The organism is Vibrio japonicus (assembly GCF_024582835.1).
GTDB classification, from domain to species: Bacteria; Pseudomonadota; Gammaproteobacteria; order Enterobacterales; family Vibrionaceae; genus Vibrio; species Vibrio japonicus.
In genome coordinates, this window is record NZ_CP102096.1 from 1,582,528 (window position 1) to 1,598,470 (window position 15,943).

General features: G+C 46.1%; 13 protein-coding genes and 4 tRNA genes. 4 read left to right on the top strand and 13 right to left on the bottom strand.

Annotated elements, in window-relative coordinates:
- Nucleotides 1-2: 2 nt before the first annotated feature.
- From NP165_RS07495 to NP165_RS07505, 3 genes are all read right to left on the bottom strand, one after another.
- Nucleotides 3-650 carry a glutathione S-transferase family protein gene (locus NP165_RS07495; protein WP_257083357.1) on the bottom strand — a complete coding sequence of 216 codons (648 nt, stop codon included), beginning with the start codon at nucleotides 648-650 and terminating at the stop codon, nucleotides 3-5.
- Nucleotides 651-674: 24 nt separating this feature from the next.
- Nucleotides 675-1,232: a YceB family lipoprotein gene (locus tag NP165_RS07500; protein WP_371133711.1), complete on the bottom strand. Its 558-nt coding sequence runs from the start codon at nucleotides 1,230-1,232 to the stop codon at nucleotides 675-677.
- A gap of 108 nt (nucleotides 1,233-1,340) precedes the next feature.
- Nucleotides 1,341-2,306, bottom strand: coding sequence for a LysR family transcriptional regulator (locus NP165_RS07505; protein ID WP_257085565.1), 966 nt, complete (start codon nucleotides 2,304-2,306; stop codon nucleotides 1,341-1,343).
- A gap of 105 nt (nucleotides 2,307-2,411) precedes the next feature.
- Here NP165_RS07505 and NP165_RS07510 point away from each other — a divergent pair, with 105 nt between their 5' ends.
- Both NP165_RS07510 and NP165_RS07515 read left to right on the top strand, forming a co-directional pair.
- Nucleotides 2,412-3,752, top strand: coding sequence for an MATE family efflux transporter (locus tag NP165_RS07510; RefSeq protein ID WP_257083359.1), 1,341 nt, complete (start codon nucleotides 2,412-2,414; stop codon nucleotides 3,750-3,752).
- Between the two features lie 38 nt (nucleotides 3,753-3,790).
- Nucleotides 3,791-4,243 carry a hypothetical protein gene (locus tag NP165_RS07515; RefSeq protein WP_257083360.1) on the top strand — a complete coding sequence of 151 codons (453 nt, stop codon included), beginning with the start codon at nucleotides 3,791-3,793 and terminating at the stop codon, nucleotides 4,241-4,243.
- 64 nt (nucleotides 4,244-4,307) lie between these two features.
- On the opposite strand, the gene pheT is transcribed toward NP165_RS07515, so the two are convergent.
- On the bottom strand, nucleotides 4,308-6,695 hold the full coding sequence (gene pheT / locus NP165_RS07520) for a phenylalanine--tRNA ligase subunit beta (RefSeq protein WP_257083361.1): 2,388 nt from the start codon (nucleotides 6,693-6,695) through the stop codon (nucleotides 4,308-4,310).
- An 18-nt stretch (nucleotides 6,696-6,713) separates the two neighbouring features.
- Nucleotides 6,714-7,697 carry a phenylalanine--tRNA ligase subunit alpha gene (gene pheS / locus NP165_RS07525; protein ID WP_257083362.1) on the bottom strand — a complete coding sequence of 328 codons (984 nt, stop codon included), beginning with the start codon at nucleotides 7,695-7,697 and terminating at the stop codon, nucleotides 6,714-6,716.
- 264 nt (nucleotides 7,698-7,961) lie between these two features.
- Between pheS and NP165_RS07530 the strand changes: the two genes are divergently transcribed.
- Nucleotides 7,962-8,444 (top strand): GNAT family N-acetyltransferase, encoded by a 483-nt coding sequence (locus NP165_RS07530; protein ID WP_257083363.1) that lies wholly within the window; start codon nucleotides 7,962-7,964, stop codon nucleotides 8,442-8,444.
- 73 nt (nucleotides 8,445-8,517) lie between these two features.
- Here NP165_RS07530 and NP165_RS07535 read toward each other — a convergent pair whose 3' ends face one another.
- From NP165_RS07535 to NP165_RS07550, 4 genes are all read right to left on the bottom strand, one after another.
- Nucleotides 8,518-9,699: a hypothetical protein gene (locus tag NP165_RS07535; RefSeq protein ID WP_257083364.1), complete on the bottom strand. Its 1,182-nt coding sequence runs from the start codon at nucleotides 9,697-9,699 to the stop codon at nucleotides 8,518-8,520.
- Between the two features lie 8 nt (nucleotides 9,700-9,707).
- Nucleotides 9,708-10,481, bottom strand: a complete 774-nt coding sequence (locus NP165_RS07540) for an outer membrane lipoprotein-sorting protein (protein ID WP_371133712.1) — start codon at nucleotides 10,479-10,481, stop codon at nucleotides 9,708-9,710.
- 25 nt (nucleotides 10,482-10,506) lie between these two features.
- Nucleotides 10,507-12,885 carry an efflux RND transporter permease subunit gene (locus tag NP165_RS07545; protein ID WP_257083365.1) on the bottom strand — a complete coding sequence of 793 codons (2,379 nt, stop codon included), beginning with the start codon at nucleotides 12,883-12,885 and terminating at the stop codon, nucleotides 10,507-10,509.
- A 176-nt stretch (nucleotides 12,886-13,061) separates the two neighbouring features.
- Nucleotides 13,062-13,850 carry a TetR/AcrR family transcriptional regulator gene (locus NP165_RS07550; RefSeq protein WP_257083366.1) on the bottom strand — a complete coding sequence of 263 codons (789 nt, stop codon included), beginning with the start codon at nucleotides 13,848-13,850 and terminating at the stop codon, nucleotides 13,062-13,064.
- Between the two features lie 242 nt (nucleotides 13,851-14,092).
- Here NP165_RS07550 and NP165_RS07555 point away from each other — a divergent pair, with 242 nt between their 5' ends.
- Nucleotides 14,093-15,172, top strand: coding sequence for a PQQ-dependent sugar dehydrogenase (locus tag NP165_RS07555; RefSeq protein ID WP_257085567.1), 1,080 nt, complete (start codon nucleotides 14,093-14,095; stop codon nucleotides 15,170-15,172).
- A 103-nt stretch (nucleotides 15,173-15,275) separates the two neighbouring features.
- On the opposite strand, the gene NP165_RS07560 is transcribed toward NP165_RS07555, so the two are convergent.
- From NP165_RS07560 to NP165_RS07575, 4 genes are all read right to left on the bottom strand, one after another.
- A tRNA-Gly gene (locus NP165_RS07560) sits at nucleotides 15,276-15,351 on the bottom strand.
- Between the two features lie 16 nt (nucleotides 15,352-15,367).
- Nucleotides 15,368-15,454 (bottom strand) — tRNA-Leu (locus NP165_RS07565).
- Nucleotides 15,455-15,537: 83 nt separating this feature from the next.
- Nucleotides 15,538-15,613, bottom strand: a tRNA-Gly gene (locus NP165_RS07570).
- A gap of 3 nt (nucleotides 15,614-15,616) precedes the next feature.
- Nucleotides 15,617-15,690, bottom strand: a tRNA-Cys gene (locus tag NP165_RS07575).
- Nucleotides 15,691-15,943 lie beyond the last annotated feature (253 nt).

Genomic DNA, 15,943 nt, shown 5'->3' on the forward strand with positions numbered 1-15,943 from the left:
ACTTAAGCAGGAATACCAGCCTCGTCCTCATCGACAATGTCCGTTTCTAAACTTGCTTCCGCGAGCCATTTTTGTACAGCCGCGCTGTTGAGTTGCTTTTGCTGATACTGTTTTGCCTTGTCAGAGAGTTCTATACCGTAAGTTTTGAACCTCAGTGCAACAGGCGCATACATTGCATCCGCAATAGACCACTCTCCAAACAGCCAACCTTCTGAATGCTCTTCCATCTGTTTGGACCAAATAGCATCGATTCGTGCGATGTCTTTTACCGCACCATCACTGAATTCGACGTGTCGTGCGGCCCTGCAGTTCATTGGTAATTCATTGCGTAAGCAGGAAAAGCCAGAATGCATTTCAGCAGAGATCGATCTTGCTATGGCTCTTTCCTCTTTCGACTCGGGCCATGCTTTTCCGTTTAAGTACGTTTCGTTCACGTATTCCAGAATCGCAATTGAATCCCATATCGCCAGCCCTTCATCGACAAGCGTCGGCACTTTTTCGTTTTGCGATACTTGATTAAGCGTGTTGTAAAAATCCTCTGTGAAGAGCTTTAGCTTAATAATGTCTACGTCTAACCCGTACTGCTCAAAAATAAGCCAAGCGCGCAATGACCAGCTCGAGTAGTTTTGGTTACCAATATAGAGTTTCATCCCTGTCTCCATGTGTTCAATGAATTAATCGAATAGCTCAATCACTAATTTATTATCTTTTACCACTAAATTCGGGCTTGCTGATTTCAAAAGCACCGATTTCACTTGAGCGCTATCGAGTTTGTAGACTGGCTGCTGAGAAAGTGCGTAGCCAATCAATGATACCGCGGGTTTTAACAGCGTCTTCAATTCAGGGGTAAACAACTGACTACGTTCATCAAAGTGCTCTAGTCTTAGCGACTTCAGAAAAATTTCTCCCGTCTCTTTGTCATATTCAGGAATCGCACTAAATTCGAGGTCAATATCCAACTCTCGCTTGCGATCATTCAACATTTGCACTTTACCGCTCGTATTGGCAAACACTGAAACACGATCTTTGTCTGCTCGACCAATTTTCACTTCCAGATCATCGACTGACACTTGCGCGTACATCACGTTCTCAATACCAACGGTCTGATTTAAGTTCGCGTTGTCATTCAAGTATTTTGTCATCTCTTGTTCTGAAATACTGTAGGTAGCACAGCCTCCCATCACCAACGTCATAAACATCAGTGCAAGCATTGTTAGTTTTTTTCTTATCATCAATAATTTACTCATATTAACTTTTTGGAAATACATCAATTTTAGCATCATCTGCTCTTTTCAGAGTCCCGTGATAGATAAGTTTTGCCGCCATTGAAGTGAATTGATTCAGCGTTGTTCAGTGAATGTGACCTCTTGATAGCTCCAATCAAACTTATCGCAAATACGGATCAGCTCTTTCTCATCGGATTGGGTTTGCGTGACTAACCAGTTAAGTAATTCGTCAGTAATTGGAGAGCGTTTCTTTTGGTAACAGTAATATTGCCAGTCACTGTGCTGCAGCGAGATATTCTTAGGACATTTCAAGAACTGACGCTTTATTTCAGGCAGTACCAAAAGCAAGTCTGTGACTGTGACACCTTGACCAGATAAACACCCGCTCAGTGCTAAATCCAAGCTGTAAAACACCGTGTCCCTCCCCTTTTTAACGCCTTGCAACTTGGCGTTTTTCAACCATATTTTCCAATCTTGATGATCAAGGGTGGCATGTAAATGTGGTAGAGAAAGTAAATCATCGAGTTGGATTTCTTTGTTAGAGAGGAGTTCGGAATAAACCGGGGCCATGTATTCATGTCTTAAAAAAGTAACACCTCGCTTACCTGCGTATTTATCACCTTGTCGCGTATTGATGATGAGTAAATCGCAGTCTTCCGCTTCAAGAACGGGATCTTCGTCGATCGATGGAATGATGACGATTTCATGTTCCGGGTATTTTTCATTCAACCAAACGACTTGGGGCATGAGTACTCGTGTCGCGTAGCTTAATGCGCTTTTGATGACGATACGACTTTTACTCGGAGCTTGCCATTGGGCGATTAAGGCGTCCAAATTCGAGTAGTTTTTTCTTAATACTTCGTATAACTCTTTTCCCCTTTCACTCAGCTCTATCGAACGGTGCTTTCGAATAACTAAAGATGAGCTCAAATCATTCTCAAGCTGTTTAATTTGTCGGCTCACCGCACTTTGCGTCACGTTCAGTTCTTCAGACGCTTTCGTAAAGCTCATAAGGCGTGCAACAGATTCAAACACTTTAAATGCGTTGTGCGAATAAGGAAGATGTTGATAAGGATACATAAGCGAATTCACATAACTTCAACTCATACCAGAGTGGCATAAATGTTATTTGAACACCAGCACCAAATTGCTTACCTTAATGTGACAACGATCACGAGGCAAATAATGAAAAAAATATTAACGTTGGCATTACCATTGATTATTTCACAACTCATCGCGATGGCTTTGGTGCTCACCGATGTGTGGATGATGTCGCGTCTCAGCGTGTCTGCAATCGCGGCGGGCGGTTTAGGTGCCTCCATCTTCTCGTTCATCTTTATTATTGCAAGCAGCACAGTAGGTTGTGTGGCAAATTTGATTGCTATCGCCTACGGCCAGCGAATCGCGAGACCAGAACACGGAAACCAGCAGATACGTTTAGCGGTTAAAGGTGCCGTGCTATTGTCTGCTTTACTCTCTGTCACGCTCACCCTATGTTTTTCGTTTGTCCCTGAACTCATCACGTTCGCTAAGCAACCAACAGAACTTATCGAGCCCGCAATGGATTACGTGGACACCTTAAAATGGGCGATGTTTCCTTCATTAATTCTGCTCGTATTACGAGGGCTGACTAGTGCGTTAGGAAATACCAAATCGATCATGGTGATGTCATTATTGACCGTCACCCTTAATGTGCCTATCAGCTACGTGCTGGCGTTTGAATTCGGCTTCGGGCTTTCAGGCCTTGGTGCTGGCACCTCCTTGGCGGCACTTATCGTCATGCTAGGTTATGGATACTGGGTATTTAAACGCCCTAAATATGTCTCTTTTGCACCTTGGCGCAACCTTGACGAATATTCATGGAAGTTGATGAACCCTCTGCTTGCGATGGGCTTTCCTATTGCGCTTGCCGCACTTTTGGAGCACGGTCTAATCTATGGTGGCACATTGATGGCGGGGACAATCAGCGTCGCTGCACTTGCGCTCCACCAAATCCTACTTCAGTGCCTGAGTTTTACATGGAACATCAATTTCGGGTTCTCGCAAGCAGCGGCCATTCTAGTTGGCCAAGATTTTGGCGCAGGAAATTATGATGGCATTAAACGCACAGCTATTCGCAGTTTTGGTATTACGACGGTTTTGAGTATTGTCATAGCTGGCGGATTCATACTGTGGCCAGAACTCATTGCCGACATGTTTAATTTAGATCCTGCACTAACTACGTTACTGACCGCGGTTCTTTGGGTGGTGGCCTTGTCGTTTATTGTCGATGCTTGGCAGCTGTTGGCGATCAACTTACTTCGCGGAATGAGAATTGTGGTGGCTCCAACCATCATGACAGCGATCGGTTACTGGGCTTTTGGACTACCAGCGTCATGGCTGCTAATGGACGCTTTTGGTCTTGCTGGGATCTGGGGCGGTATTGGAATTGGCCTTGGAGTGACGGGGATCTTGCTACTGGTGCAATTATTGCTTTCTATTAAGAAACATCACGGACTGGATTCACTTGCTGTCGCGGCCAGTTAGCCTTTATCATCGCGGCTTGGTTTTAAAAAGAAGTAATCATGACCGATCTCGAGCTAGAATTTGAACATATTTACCTTGAAGTACGAGCCGAACGCTGGCAACAAATCGATCGCTTCCTATTTAGCTATTTTTGCTTTCGTGAAGGGTATGTGACCAAAAATGGAAAACCAGATTGGGAACTCGCTCGAGAAAATGCACCTCGCTCATACAAAGTCGACTCACTTAAAAACGCTGAACTTGAACCTATCGTGCCGCTAGAGGTGGTCATCGGCGAAATTAAACGCTACTTCCGAGATGGAGAGTTAACGCCGAGTGTGCTGCGTAGAATTTTAGATAGCCTATTGACCTATACTGTCATAACAAGGCAAGAGAAAGCACTGTTAAGGAATGCAGCCTTGCAGAATGCTATGCCTATCTCATGGTATAAAAATGGCGACAAAAACCCATATTTGCGGTTTAACCACGTCGACATCAAGATAAACCAATGTTGAGAACAACAAAAAGCCCTGCTGGATTAGCAGGGCTTTGTATTTATAACAACACTATGTGTTTGAATTAGTCACGCAGTGTCGCGTTAAACTTCTCTGATACGTGTGCAACGATCGCTTCTACCGCACCCGCGATGTCTGCATCTTCAAGCGTACGCTCAACAGATTGTAGTGTCAGTGCAATCGCAAGGCTCTTCTTGCCTTCCTCAACACCTTTACCTACGTAAACGTCGAACAGTTTCGCGTCTTTCAGGAACTCACCACCTTGCTCAAGACATGCTGCAACGATGTCACCAGAAGCGACAGCTTCGTCGACAACAACCGCGATATCACGACGGTTTGATGGGAACTTAGAAAGTGCTACCGCTTCTGGGATCACTTTAGTGTTGATCGCAGACCATTCTATTTCGAATACGATAGTACGGCCATTCAGACCAAACTTACGCTCAAGTTCTGGGTGAACCGTACCGATCACACCGACTTCTTTGCCATCTACGATGATTGCCGCAGATTGACCTGGGTGAAGTGCTGGATGCTTCGCTGCTGCAAACGAGTATGCTTTTTCGTTCGCAGAAAGCTCAAGGATCGCTTCTAGATCGCCTTTCAGGTCAAAGAAATCAACCGTGTTGGTTTCGATATCCCAGTGCTCTTCACCACGAGTACCTGCAATCACGCCTGCCAGCATTGGCTCTTGGCGCATGCCGTTTTCTGCTGATTCACAAGGAATGAAACGTAGACCGTATTCGAATAGACGAACGCGTGGTTGCTGACGTTTTTGGTTGTGAACCACAGTGTTCAACAGACCTTGGATAAGACCTAGGCGCATTGCTGACATGTCCGCAGAAATTGGGAATGGCAGAATCAATGGTTCTACGTCTGGCACGATCAGTTTTTGTTGCTCTGGTTCAACAAAGCTGTAAGTGATCGCTTCTTGGTAACCACGGTCAACCAGTAGGTTACGAACACGTTTAAGAGGAAGGTCCGCTTCTACGTGGTTGTGCATCTTAAGCGCAGCTACCGGGTGCTGGTTAGGAATGTTGTCGTAACCGTAGATACGGCCCACTTCTTCGATCAAGTCTTGCTCAATCGCGATATCAAAACGCCATGTTGGAGCTGTCGCGATCCAGCCAGATTCTGTTGCTTCAACCGTCAGGCCAAGACGCTCTAGAATTTCTACAACGTCTGCATCTGGGATGTGGTGACCAAGTAGGTTATCCAGCTTAGTGCGACGCAGTGCCACTGTATTCGCTGTTGGTAGGTCAGATTCAGATTCTACCGCGACAACAGGTGCCACTTCACCGCCACAGATTTCAACGAGAAGCTCAGTTGCACGCTCCATTGCGCTTGTTTGCAGTGCGAAGTCCACACCACGCTCAAAACGCATTGAAGAATCAGTATGCAGACCGTAGCTACGAGCGCGGCCACGGATGTGGTCAGGTGCGAAGAACGCACACTCTAGTAGCACATCTTTTGTTTCAGAAGTCACGCCTGATTCTTCGCCACCGAAGATACCTGCGATTGCTAGCGCTTTACCGTGGTCTGCAACCACTAGTGTGTCGGCGTTTAGCTCTGCTTCTGTGCCGTCTAGAAGAGTCAGTTTTTCGCCCTGCTCTGCCATACGTACTACGATGCCGCCTTCGATCTTAGCCAGATCAAATGCATGCATTGGTTGGCCTTGCTCTAGCAGAACGTAGTTAGTGATGTCTACTACTGGGTCGATTGAGCGGATGCCACAACGGCGCAGTTTTTCTTGCATCCATAATGGTGTTTCAGCTTGAACGTTTACGTTCTTAACAATACGACCAAGGTAACGAGGACACGCCGCTGACGCTTTAACTTCGATAGACACTGTGTCATCAATCGCTGGAGCAACTGGGTTAACCGCAGGCTCAGTCACGTCTGCACGGTTTAGTACACCTACTTCACGAGCAAGACCACGAATGCTGAAACAGTCAGCGCGGTTTGCTGTTAGGTCTACGTCTACCGTTACGTCGTTTAGGCCTAGGAATTCGCGGAAATCCGTACCGATTACTGCGTCTTCAGCCAGTTCCATGATGCCATCAGATTCTACGTCGATACCTAGCTCAGTGAATGAACAAAGCATGCCGTGAGAAGGTTGACCACGTAGTTTTGCTTTTTTGATTTTGAAATCGCCTGGTAGTACAGCACCAACAGTCGCAACCGCAACTTTGATACCTAGGCGGCAGTTAGATGCGCCACAAACGATGTCTAGAAGTTCTTCTGCGCCAACATCTACTTTAGTTACACGTAGTTTGTCTGCGTCAGGGTGTTGACCACACTCAACCACTTTACCTACTTTTACGCCAGTGAAAGAACCAGCTACAGGAAGAACGTCGTCTACTTCTAGACCCGCCATTGTGATTTGGTGTGTAAGTTCGTCAGTCGATACCGCAGGGTTTACCCACTCACGAAGCCAAGATTCGCTGAATTTCATAGTGATAAATCCCCTGGATTACTTGAACTGTTTTAGGAAACGAAGATCGTTCTCGAAGAACGCACGTAGGTCGTTTACGCCGTAACGAAGCATAGTCAAACGCTCAACACCCATACCGAATGCGAAACCAGAGTACTTCTCAGGGTCGATACCTACGCTGCGCAGAACGTTCGGGTGAACCATGCCACAGCCTAGCACTTCAAGCCACTTGCCGTTTTTACCTTTCACGTCAACTTCTGCTGAAGGCTCAGTGAATGGGAAGTATGAAGGACGGAAACGAACTTCCACTTCTTCTTCAAAGAAGTTACATAGGAAGTCGTGCAGAATGCCTTTCAGCTGTGCAAAGTTTACGTTCTCATCAACCAACATACCTTCCACTTGGTGGAACATTGGCGTGTGCGTTTGGTCGTAGTCATTACGGTATACACGGCCCGGAGCGATGAAGCGGAACGGTGGTTTGCCGTTTTCCATCGTACGGATCTGTACGCCAGACGTGTGAGTACGCAACATCAAATCTGGGTTAAAGAAGAAGGTGTCGTGGTCAGTACGAGCCGGGTGATCTTCTGCAATGTTCAGAGCATCAAAGTTGTGGAATGCGTCTTCAATTTCAGGACCAGACTCAGTATTAAAGCCTAACTCACCAAAGAACTGTTCAATACGCTCAACTGTACGAGTTACAGGGTGTAGACCACCGTTCTCGATACGACGACCTGGTAGAGTCACGTCGATAGTTTCTGCTGCTAGCTTCGCTTCTAGCTCAGCACGTTGTAGTGCGTCTTTACGAGCTGCGATAGCTTGTTGAACAACGCCTTTCGCTTTGTTGATCTCTTGACCAGCTTCACGGCGTTCTTCTGGTGGTAGTTTACCTAGGCTTTGAAGCTGAGCAGTAAGCTCGCCTTTTTTACCTAGATACTGAACACGCACTTCATCAAGTGCGACTAGCGAATCTGCAGCTTCAATTGCTGCACCCGCGTTAGCAATGATCTCTTCTAGATGTTGCATCGTTTCCTCATCTACCTATGCCCACCTGCAAAGTAATAGGCATAAGTGGTAGTGTCCATTCTGGGTATCGCTTGGCAAAGCCGCTAATACCCGACAGGGATTTTTGGTCTATAAATAGCTGTACATAGTAACGAATGACAGGTGCAAATCCAAACTGAAATCCTGTTATTTAACCCCTTTGGATAAAATTTCGTCCCAACGATTGATAAAAGACGATTTCACACCCACGTAAATAGCACGGACTCAGCAATCAAGGTGCTATCAATGGAAATAAACATCGCCCCTATTACCCCGTCTCAAGATGATGCGATTTGCGCAATTATTCAATCAGTTGGTGCAGAATTTGGCGCCATCGGAGAAGGTTTTGGCCCCTCTGACCCAGAAGTCCAGGCCATGAGTAAACATTACACATTGAGTGAGAAAAGTGGGTATTTTGTCGCGACCGTCGATGGCAAGGTGATGGGAGGTTGTGGGATCGCACCGTTTAATCACTCTCAGCAAATGTGTGAGCTAAAGAAACTGTTTTTGTTGCCAGAAAGTCGCGGCTTGGGATTAGGTAAGAAACTGAGTGAACAATGTTTAGCGTTTGCCAAAGAGCAAGGGTTTAGCGAGTGCTATTTAGATACCCTGACGAACATGACATCAGCCATTAAGCTCTATGAACAACTCGGTTTTGAGCACTTAGACAAACCGATGGAAGGCACTGAGCATAATGGCTGCGACGTCTGGATGCTTAAAGCGCTTTAACAACCTGACATCATAAACACGAACAACGCGGAGGAGATATCCCCTCCGCATCGGGATCCACTTACCATGCTAGTTAAAAGTAATACTCCAGAGACACTTCGATAAAATCATCTTTCCTTGCGAAAAACAACAAGTCGTCTGGTGTTCCATTTTCAAACAACCAGCCGTCGATTCTCCAACTCAGATGATTCGTTAAGCGGCTAGAAGCTTCAAGCTTCGCGTTGTACACATCGCTGTGATCCATATCTTGCGTTACGCCCAACAAGATCTCTGTGCTGTCCGCATCATTAAGTGCTAAGCGCGTGCCAAGAAACAGATCATTTTGACCGATAGTCTGCGCGTTATTACCACGGCTATCGTAGAGATACTCGGCGATCAGCCCAACATCCCACACGCTACCCAATGCTCCGACAACCGTGTATTCAAACCCAGTCACCACACCAGTATGGTGGTGTAGGCTGTCGCGATAAATGCTTTCCAGCTTCCACAGCCAATCGCCCACAATACCCTGAACATCCACCCCAAGCTGCTCCGATTGCGCGTAATATGGTTTCAGCTCGCTAGATTCAAAACGATAATAAGGATCGCGATCTGTCCCTCGGAAGTAGCTCACTCCTAAATCCCAATCACCCAGCATCTTGGAATAGCGCAGCGCAAAATCTGAATGCTTCTTTTCCCGCGATGACTCGTAAAGAGCATTCTGTGACACAGGGACAACAGGCCTCAATCGACCATCACTTCCCGCAAACGTACGTTCACGAAAGTATGGAAGCAACATCGCGTCGACCGTGCCCCACTCTTTAATGGAAGTGAAATGAAGCATCGGCTGACCCAGCTTATCTTCACCATCCACCGCTTCAATCGCATCAGTTTGGTTCACCACATCAACCAAGTGTGCTGATTCTGTGACGCCCCAGAATACTTTGCCAATCCCAGCTCGTAACTCATAGTCATCCCAATAGGTTAAGAATAAGGCTTCACGAATATCACCGTGGCTGCGCTCATCATCCATACTGTCAAGGCGATAAAACGGCGTGAAAGTAAACTGCGACTGCTCGCCAATTTCCCAAAATAGTTCGGGTTGTAGCACCAGCGAACTTTGCGCTTTATCCTGACCTTGTAAACCGTCAGAAAAAAACTGACGGTGTTCTAAATTTACCTGTCCAGACAGCTCAACACCGTGACACTGTAGCGCTACCAAAGTCAGTGCAGCGCTGCCTGTTAGTCGGGCAACAACACTCATTACTTGTTTCATGGGACTCCTTACTTAACACGCTTAAGGGTATTTTTCTGGAAGTCTTTCTCATCCAACCCCGTTTGAAAGCGGAGTTCACTGGTCGTGAGAAGCGTACTCTTACCCGATTGATGATTGACCATACTCATCGTATGCGCGCGCCAGTATTTATCTAGATACTGTTTGTAATCGGTAAAAGTCAGTGTTTTCAGCAATGCTTCTTTACGGTCGTAAAACTCCACTTTCAGCGGTCGATAATGCTGCTTATCAAGCCAAACCAGTTGCTTGGTATAACCTGAGTTTTTGTCCGTCGGCACTTGCTCCACTAAATAGGTCGCTAAGCCATCCAACGCTTCATCACCAAGGTAGTTAAAGCGGTACTTTTCAAGCTCAAACGAACTCAAGTCTTCATAAGCAAATTCACTGCCCATAAATGGGCCTGACTTATTCCGCGAGGAGATGCGTTTTACGCGTTTTAACGCCGGCAAATAGAGCCATTGGTCATCAGCTTGGGTGACATGTGAATGATTAAGGAAAGCCGTACCTTTAACATCCCTTGGCTCATCAAAGATCGTCAGTCCTTTATCTCCACCGTCACTCACTTCAAGTGAGTTCAAACGCATCTCTCGGGTACTACTTTCACCTTGTGCATTCTTGAGGACCATCTGCATCGTTGCCATTGAGTCTCCCCAACCTTCGTCACGGGCTTTACGTTCTGTAGCGATCTCTAAGCCGCGTTCCGGTGTCGCGAATGTTTGCGATGAGCAAAGAACCAACGCCGATACAGAGATTGCTTTAATCATTGATAGTGTTTTCATCATTCGTCCCTTAATTTTGAATTTGTGGAGTCATCGTGTGAGCAGGAGCAAGTTCATCCTTTTCGGATTCTGTGTAACTCGCGGTATCAAATTTCATCAGTAACGTTGGCAAGAAGACGAAATCAACCACCAATGCCAAGAAGATCACCATTGCGCTGAGCTGTCCCATATCTGCATTCAATCTGAAGCTAGACATCGCCAAAACAAGAAATCCTGAGACAAGTACAACTGTCGTTATCCATAACGCTCTACCCACGGTATGAAACGCATAACGCACCGCCTCTTCTGCTGACTGGCCCATTTTTCGCGCACGTTGATATTTCGAAAGGAAGTGCACCGCGTCGTCGACAACAATACCCAAGGTCAAAGTCACCACGACCGACAGACCAAGGTTGATTTCACCTGAAACCAGAGCCCAAACACCAAAGCCGATAACCGCAGGTGCAATGTTAGGTACGATGCTGATCACGCCCAATCGGAATGAACGCAACGCAAATACCATCAAGGCAGAGATTAGGATCAATGTGATCGGCAAGGTTGAAAGCATACTTGCCATATTGGTTTCACCAATGTGAGCAAACATCAGCGATGGACTTGAAGCAACCACCTCATATTGCGGCGCTGTTGACGCAAACCAGTTGTAGATTCTGTTTTCTAAATCCACCAGCTCAACACTGCCTAGGTTGTCTGTCGTCAGAACCATCTTGATTGACGATTTGTCGACGTTGACCTGGTTATTCAAATCCAAACCGTACGGCAGAGACATCTCGTACAACAGCAAGTATTGCGCGGCCAGCTCTCGATCCTGTGGCAGCTTGTAGTAACTCTTATCATCGGCGTGCATGTTTTTGTTGAGGCGCTTATACACATCCGATAGAGAAGCAACGTGGTCTGTTTCCGGTTGATTGCGCAGCCAATCGGTGAAATCGCCGATGGTTTTCAAAAACTCAGGGTCGGCGATACCTTGTGACTCGTTGGTTTTCACTGCAATGCTGATGTTCGTCATGCCACTAATATGCTCTTCCATAAAGTCTGCGGCCTGGCGGAACTCGCTACTGGTATCAAAGTACTTCACCGATTCGTCGTTCACTTTATTCAATGGAATCAAAGCAGCGGTTGCCGCGATCACGAATACCGAACTTGGTAGCAGCCATTGACGATACTTAACCACCAAATCGCCCAGTTTATCCATCACATCAGACGGTGCTTGCTCACCTTCAGGTTGAGGCTTGACGCGAATTGGTAGCAGCTTGAGCATCGCAGGAAGCATAGAAACAGAAAGCAAGCAGGCGATCATAACGCCGAGTGCCGCCAAGTTACCGAAGTCACGTAAGATCGGAGAATCGGACATATTCATCATCAGGAAGCCGATCGCGGTAGTGATCGAGGTGATCATGATCGGAACAAAGTTGATACTGATGCTCTGATCGATCGCATATCGTTTGCTGTGCCCTTTCTTCATGTACTGGCGCATCGTCGAGATCACGTGGACACAGTCTGCGACAGCAAGCGTCATCACCAACGTAGGAATGTTGACCGTAGACGTACTAAGGAATATACCGACCCAGCCGGAAATACCAAACGTCGCGAGTACCGACATAATGATCACGACCAACGTCGCCACAACACTCAAAAATGAACGCAGCATAATGGTGAGGAATATCAGAACAACCAACAACATGGTCGGAACCAGCGTCATACTGTCTTCCTGCGCGGACTCCATAAACGCGTAGTTGAGCGCAACGATACCCGCTTCATGGAACTCTACATTTGGATACAGTTGCTGGTACTTGGCGATCAGTTGATCAGAACTGTGGCTGACCTCCAGTATTTCCGCCGTCTCGTCCAACTGTGGCAGTTGCAGTGTAATGTTGATCACTGCCACATCGCCGTTACGTGAAACCAGAGAGTCTTTAACCACTGGCTCTGACAAAGCAATTTGCTTAATTTTCTCAATCCGCTCTGACGTGAGTGGGTAATCTTCTAGCAACAAATCTTCCACGATCAGGTCATCTTGATACGCTTCGGTATGCTGATAGTTAGCCAACGAATCAACGCGGTTAGAAAAAGGAATTTGCCACGCATCTTGAGTAATTTTCTGTAGCAACGTAAGCGTTTCAGGTTCGAAGACCGTACCGCTTTCTGGTGCGATTACGATGGCGAGGTTGTCAGACTTAGCAAACGTCGTTTGTATCTCGTCAAAGGCACGCAATTGAACATTGTCATCCTCAAAAAAGATACTGTAGTCACCTCTGAAGTAGAGGTTTTTTGCGCCTATCGAAGCGACGATAAGCATGAGCATCGTTGCCAATAACACCCACCAACTAAATCGCGTCGGCAACGTAAGCCAACTGGTTGCCGCGTCTGGGGTTGAGTTGTTCGTTGTCATCACACTCTCCATTTTGTGACGTTTCGTCAAAGTAAGTGATATAAAAACCAGCAAATGCTGGTCATTAAGCAAAATTTCGGACACAGGTGTCCATACGAATTGCTTTTATCAAAAATTGACGATTCGTCACCAAAGGAGATTTAAAAAGCCCAATTTGGGCTTTTTAAACTGCGATGCTATCTGCCGACCGACTCGAGGTACTCCAATTCTTCGTGGAATAGCTCTTGTTCAACACGGCGCCAGGTCTTACGGTAATCCCACTCAGATGAGAGCGGTTTCCAGTTCAGACCATCAAGCAACATATTCGCGTTATTCAACAATGAATAAGGATCTTGTATACGGTTAATACAACGGCTATTTGACGCATTTTGCGCAAGCGCATTCGAACCAAAAGCGATAGACCAGTTAGCAAACACGATCGCATCAGAGCTGATACCGGGTGAGAATTTCAAATCCCCTTCTTTCACCGCATCGGTAACCAAAAAATCAGCATGGTCTATAATCTGCTCTTCGAGCTTATTCAGTTCATTCACACGTTCAGGTGACGCCTTTTCTAGTACCCAAGGGCTCTTGGCCATGATTGGGCAGGTCGACAACACCGGCTCCATCCGCGCATAAACACTAAAGCTAACGTGCATCGCGATGATTCGTTCTCTTGTCGAACCTTCAAATGCCGCTGCTCTGGCAAACAGTGCACTTTCTCGTTTTAACGAGTGAATACACAATGCGAGGATAGCGTCCTCTTTGCTCGAAAAATGATTGTAGATAGTCCCTTTCGAATAGGCACTCGCAGCGGTCAACTTATCCATTGTTAAGTTGCTCCACCCTTGTTCCCTTACGATAGACTTCGCCAACAGCGTCAGTTCAACTTCCCGATCCGCTATCGCTTGCTGCTTTTTGGTTAAACCCACGCCACAGCCGCCACTATCTTTCTTGTCATTTTTACTACAGCTAAAGCCAAACATGATTAATCCGTCTCTTTGAAGCTCCTTACACGTACCGATTGTAACACGAATATCAGAGGCGTTATAAATTCACTTTATGACGACTCGTCATTTTTGACACTTCGTCATAATAGTTTATTTATCGATCATTACAAGCGGTTTATGAAAATAATTTCTTAGCTCGATTTATCAATCTCAATGCTAAGATATTTAGACAGACAATTTTCAGCTAAGGAAAAGCAATGTTGTTTACACGAAGGACAATGGTCATAGCTTTATTACTCCCAATACCACTATTACTTCCAATACAAGGCCTCGCGGCAAACTGGACGGCAGAAGAAGTAATATCTGGACTGAATATCCCTTGGGGATTAAGCGTAATTGACAACGAAAACGTCATGCTTACAGAGCGTAGCGGTCAGGTTAAGCTTTTAAATCTTAAGACTAGAGAGCTGAAACCCTTAGTTGAGGTAGAGCGTGTAACAGCATCTGGGCAAGGTGGTCTGCTCGATGTCGCGCGCTCACCTTTTGAAAGTAACCGCTTTTATTTTACTTACTCTCAACGTGTTGATGGAGCAATGGAAACCACATTGGCTTCAGCTGTTTATAACGGCAATACACTGCGTGACTGGGATGATTTGCTAGTCACCTATTCGGGTTCCGATACGGGTCGTCACTTCGGTAGTCGTATCACCTTTGATGATAAGTTTGTTTATTTTTCGATTGGTGATCGAGGTGTACGACAGAACGGTCAAGACAGATCGACACATGCTGGGAGTATTCTCCGCGTAAACCCAGACGGTTCGATTCCTGACGATAATCCATTTATCGGCAATGCAAAGATACAACCACAAATCTGGAGTTACGGACATCGTAATCCGCAGGGGCTGTATTATGATCCGCCGACCAAATCGCTGTGGTCCATTGAGCATGGCCCACGAGGTGGGGACGAAGTGAACCTAATCACTAAAGGAGCAAACTACGGTTGGCCCGTTACTTCACATGGCAAAGAATACTGGGGGCCTGTCGCCGTTGGCGAAGCACAAGAAAAAGAAGAAATAGTGTCACCACGCAAGGTATACATCCCGTCAATCGCACCTGGATCATTGGTGCTGTATCGTGGTCAGTACTACCCTTCCCTCAATGGCAAGCTATTAGCAGGCGCGTTAAAACTCACCCACATCAATGTTCTGAGTTTGGATAAGTACAACAACGTGGTGAAAGAAGAGCGTATTCTGGAATCGCTTAGAGAGCGGATTAGAGATATCGAGACGTTACCTAGTGGCGAGATCATCTTTAGTACCGACAGCGGTAAGATTTACCGCTTAAAAAACAGTAACTGATTTAATACCAATCGTAGTAAATAGCTATGATTGGCATAAGACCAAGATAAATTTAGTCGTGCAGATACAAAAAATCCCAGTATTTCTACTGGGATTTCTTATTTGGAGCGACACACGAGGTTCGAACTCGTGACCTCAACCTTGGCAAGGTTGCGCTCTACCAACTGAGCTAGTGTCGCATATGTTTGAGTTAGATGGTGCCCCGGGCCGGACTTGAACCGGCACAGCGCGAACGCCGAGGGATTTTAAATCCCTTGTGTCTACCAATTCCACCACCAGGGCACACAAATCTAAATTTGTGAGGCCTTTACTGAAGTAAGTAAAACACCATCTAAGATATCGAATGAAATCGCTATCCAAAAATTTGGAGCGACACACGAGGTTCGAACTCGTGACCTCAACCTTGGCAAGGTTGCGCTCTACCAACTGAGCTAGTGTCGCAAATGGAGGCGCGTCCCGGAGTCGAACCGAGGTCCACGGATTTGCAATCCGCTGCATAGCCACTCTGCCAACGCGCCTTATACACTCAAGAAGTCAACTTAACTCGCTTCCTCTTGGGTACGGGATGCATTCTACGGATTCATCTCTTTGAGTCAACACTATTTTTAAATTTTTGAATCGTTTGTCTAAATATCGTTCAGAAGGCTCTGAATTGGTCAATTTAATATCGATATTTACTAAAATTTGGACAACTTTCTTGGGAGTAATACCACACAGTTGATACAAAAAAACAGAAAAAAAAGTAGGTACAAAAAACGGGCTCTCGCCCGC

Excerpts from the sequence above, each read along its gene's own strand:
- NP165_RS07495 (WP_257083357.1), bottom strand. The coding sequence starts at position 650 with ATGAAACTCTATATTGGTAACCAAAACTACTCGAGCTGGTCATTGCGC.
- NP165_RS07500 (WP_371133711.1), bottom strand. The coding sequence starts at position 1,232 with ATGATAAGAAAAAAACTAACAATGCTTGCACTGATGTTTATGACGTTG.
- NP165_RS07505 (WP_257085565.1), bottom strand. The coding sequence starts at position 2,306 with ATGTATCCTTATCAACATCTTCCTTATTCGCACAACGCATTTAAAGTG.
- NP165_RS07510 (WP_257083359.1), top strand. The coding sequence starts at position 2,412 with ATGAAAAAAATATTAACGTTGGCATTACCATTGATTATTTCACAACTC.
- NP165_RS07515 (WP_257083360.1), top strand. The coding sequence starts at position 3,791 with ATGACCGATCTCGAGCTAGAATTTGAACATATTTACCTTGAAGTACGA.
- pheT (WP_257083361.1), bottom strand. The coding sequence starts at position 6,695 with ATGAAATTCAGCGAATCTTGGCTTCGTGAGTGGGTAAACCCTGCGGTA.
- pheS (WP_257083362.1), bottom strand. The coding sequence starts at position 7,697 with ATGCAACATCTAGAAGAGATCATTGCTAACGCGGGTGCAGCAATTGAA.
- NP165_RS07530 (WP_257083363.1), top strand. The coding sequence starts at position 7,962 with ATGGAAATAAACATCGCCCCTATTACCCCGTCTCAAGATGATGCGATT.
- NP165_RS07535 (WP_257083364.1), bottom strand. The coding sequence starts at position 9,699 with ATGAAACAAGTAATGAGTGTTGTTGCCCGACTAACAGGCAGCGCTGCA.
- NP165_RS07540 (WP_371133712.1), bottom strand. The coding sequence starts at position 10,481 with ATGATTAAAGCAATCTCTGTATCGGCGTTGGTTCTTTGCTCATCGCAA.
- NP165_RS07545 (WP_257083365.1), bottom strand. The coding sequence starts at position 12,885 with ATGACAACGAACAACTCAACCCCAGACGCGGCAACCAGTTGGCTTACG.
- NP165_RS07550 (WP_257083366.1), bottom strand. The coding sequence starts at position 13,850 with ATGTTTGGCTTTAGCTGTAGTAAAAATGACAAGAAAGATAGTGGCGGC.
- NP165_RS07555 (WP_257085567.1), top strand. The coding sequence starts at position 14,093 with ATGGTCATAGCTTTATTACTCCCAATACCACTATTACTTCCAATACAA.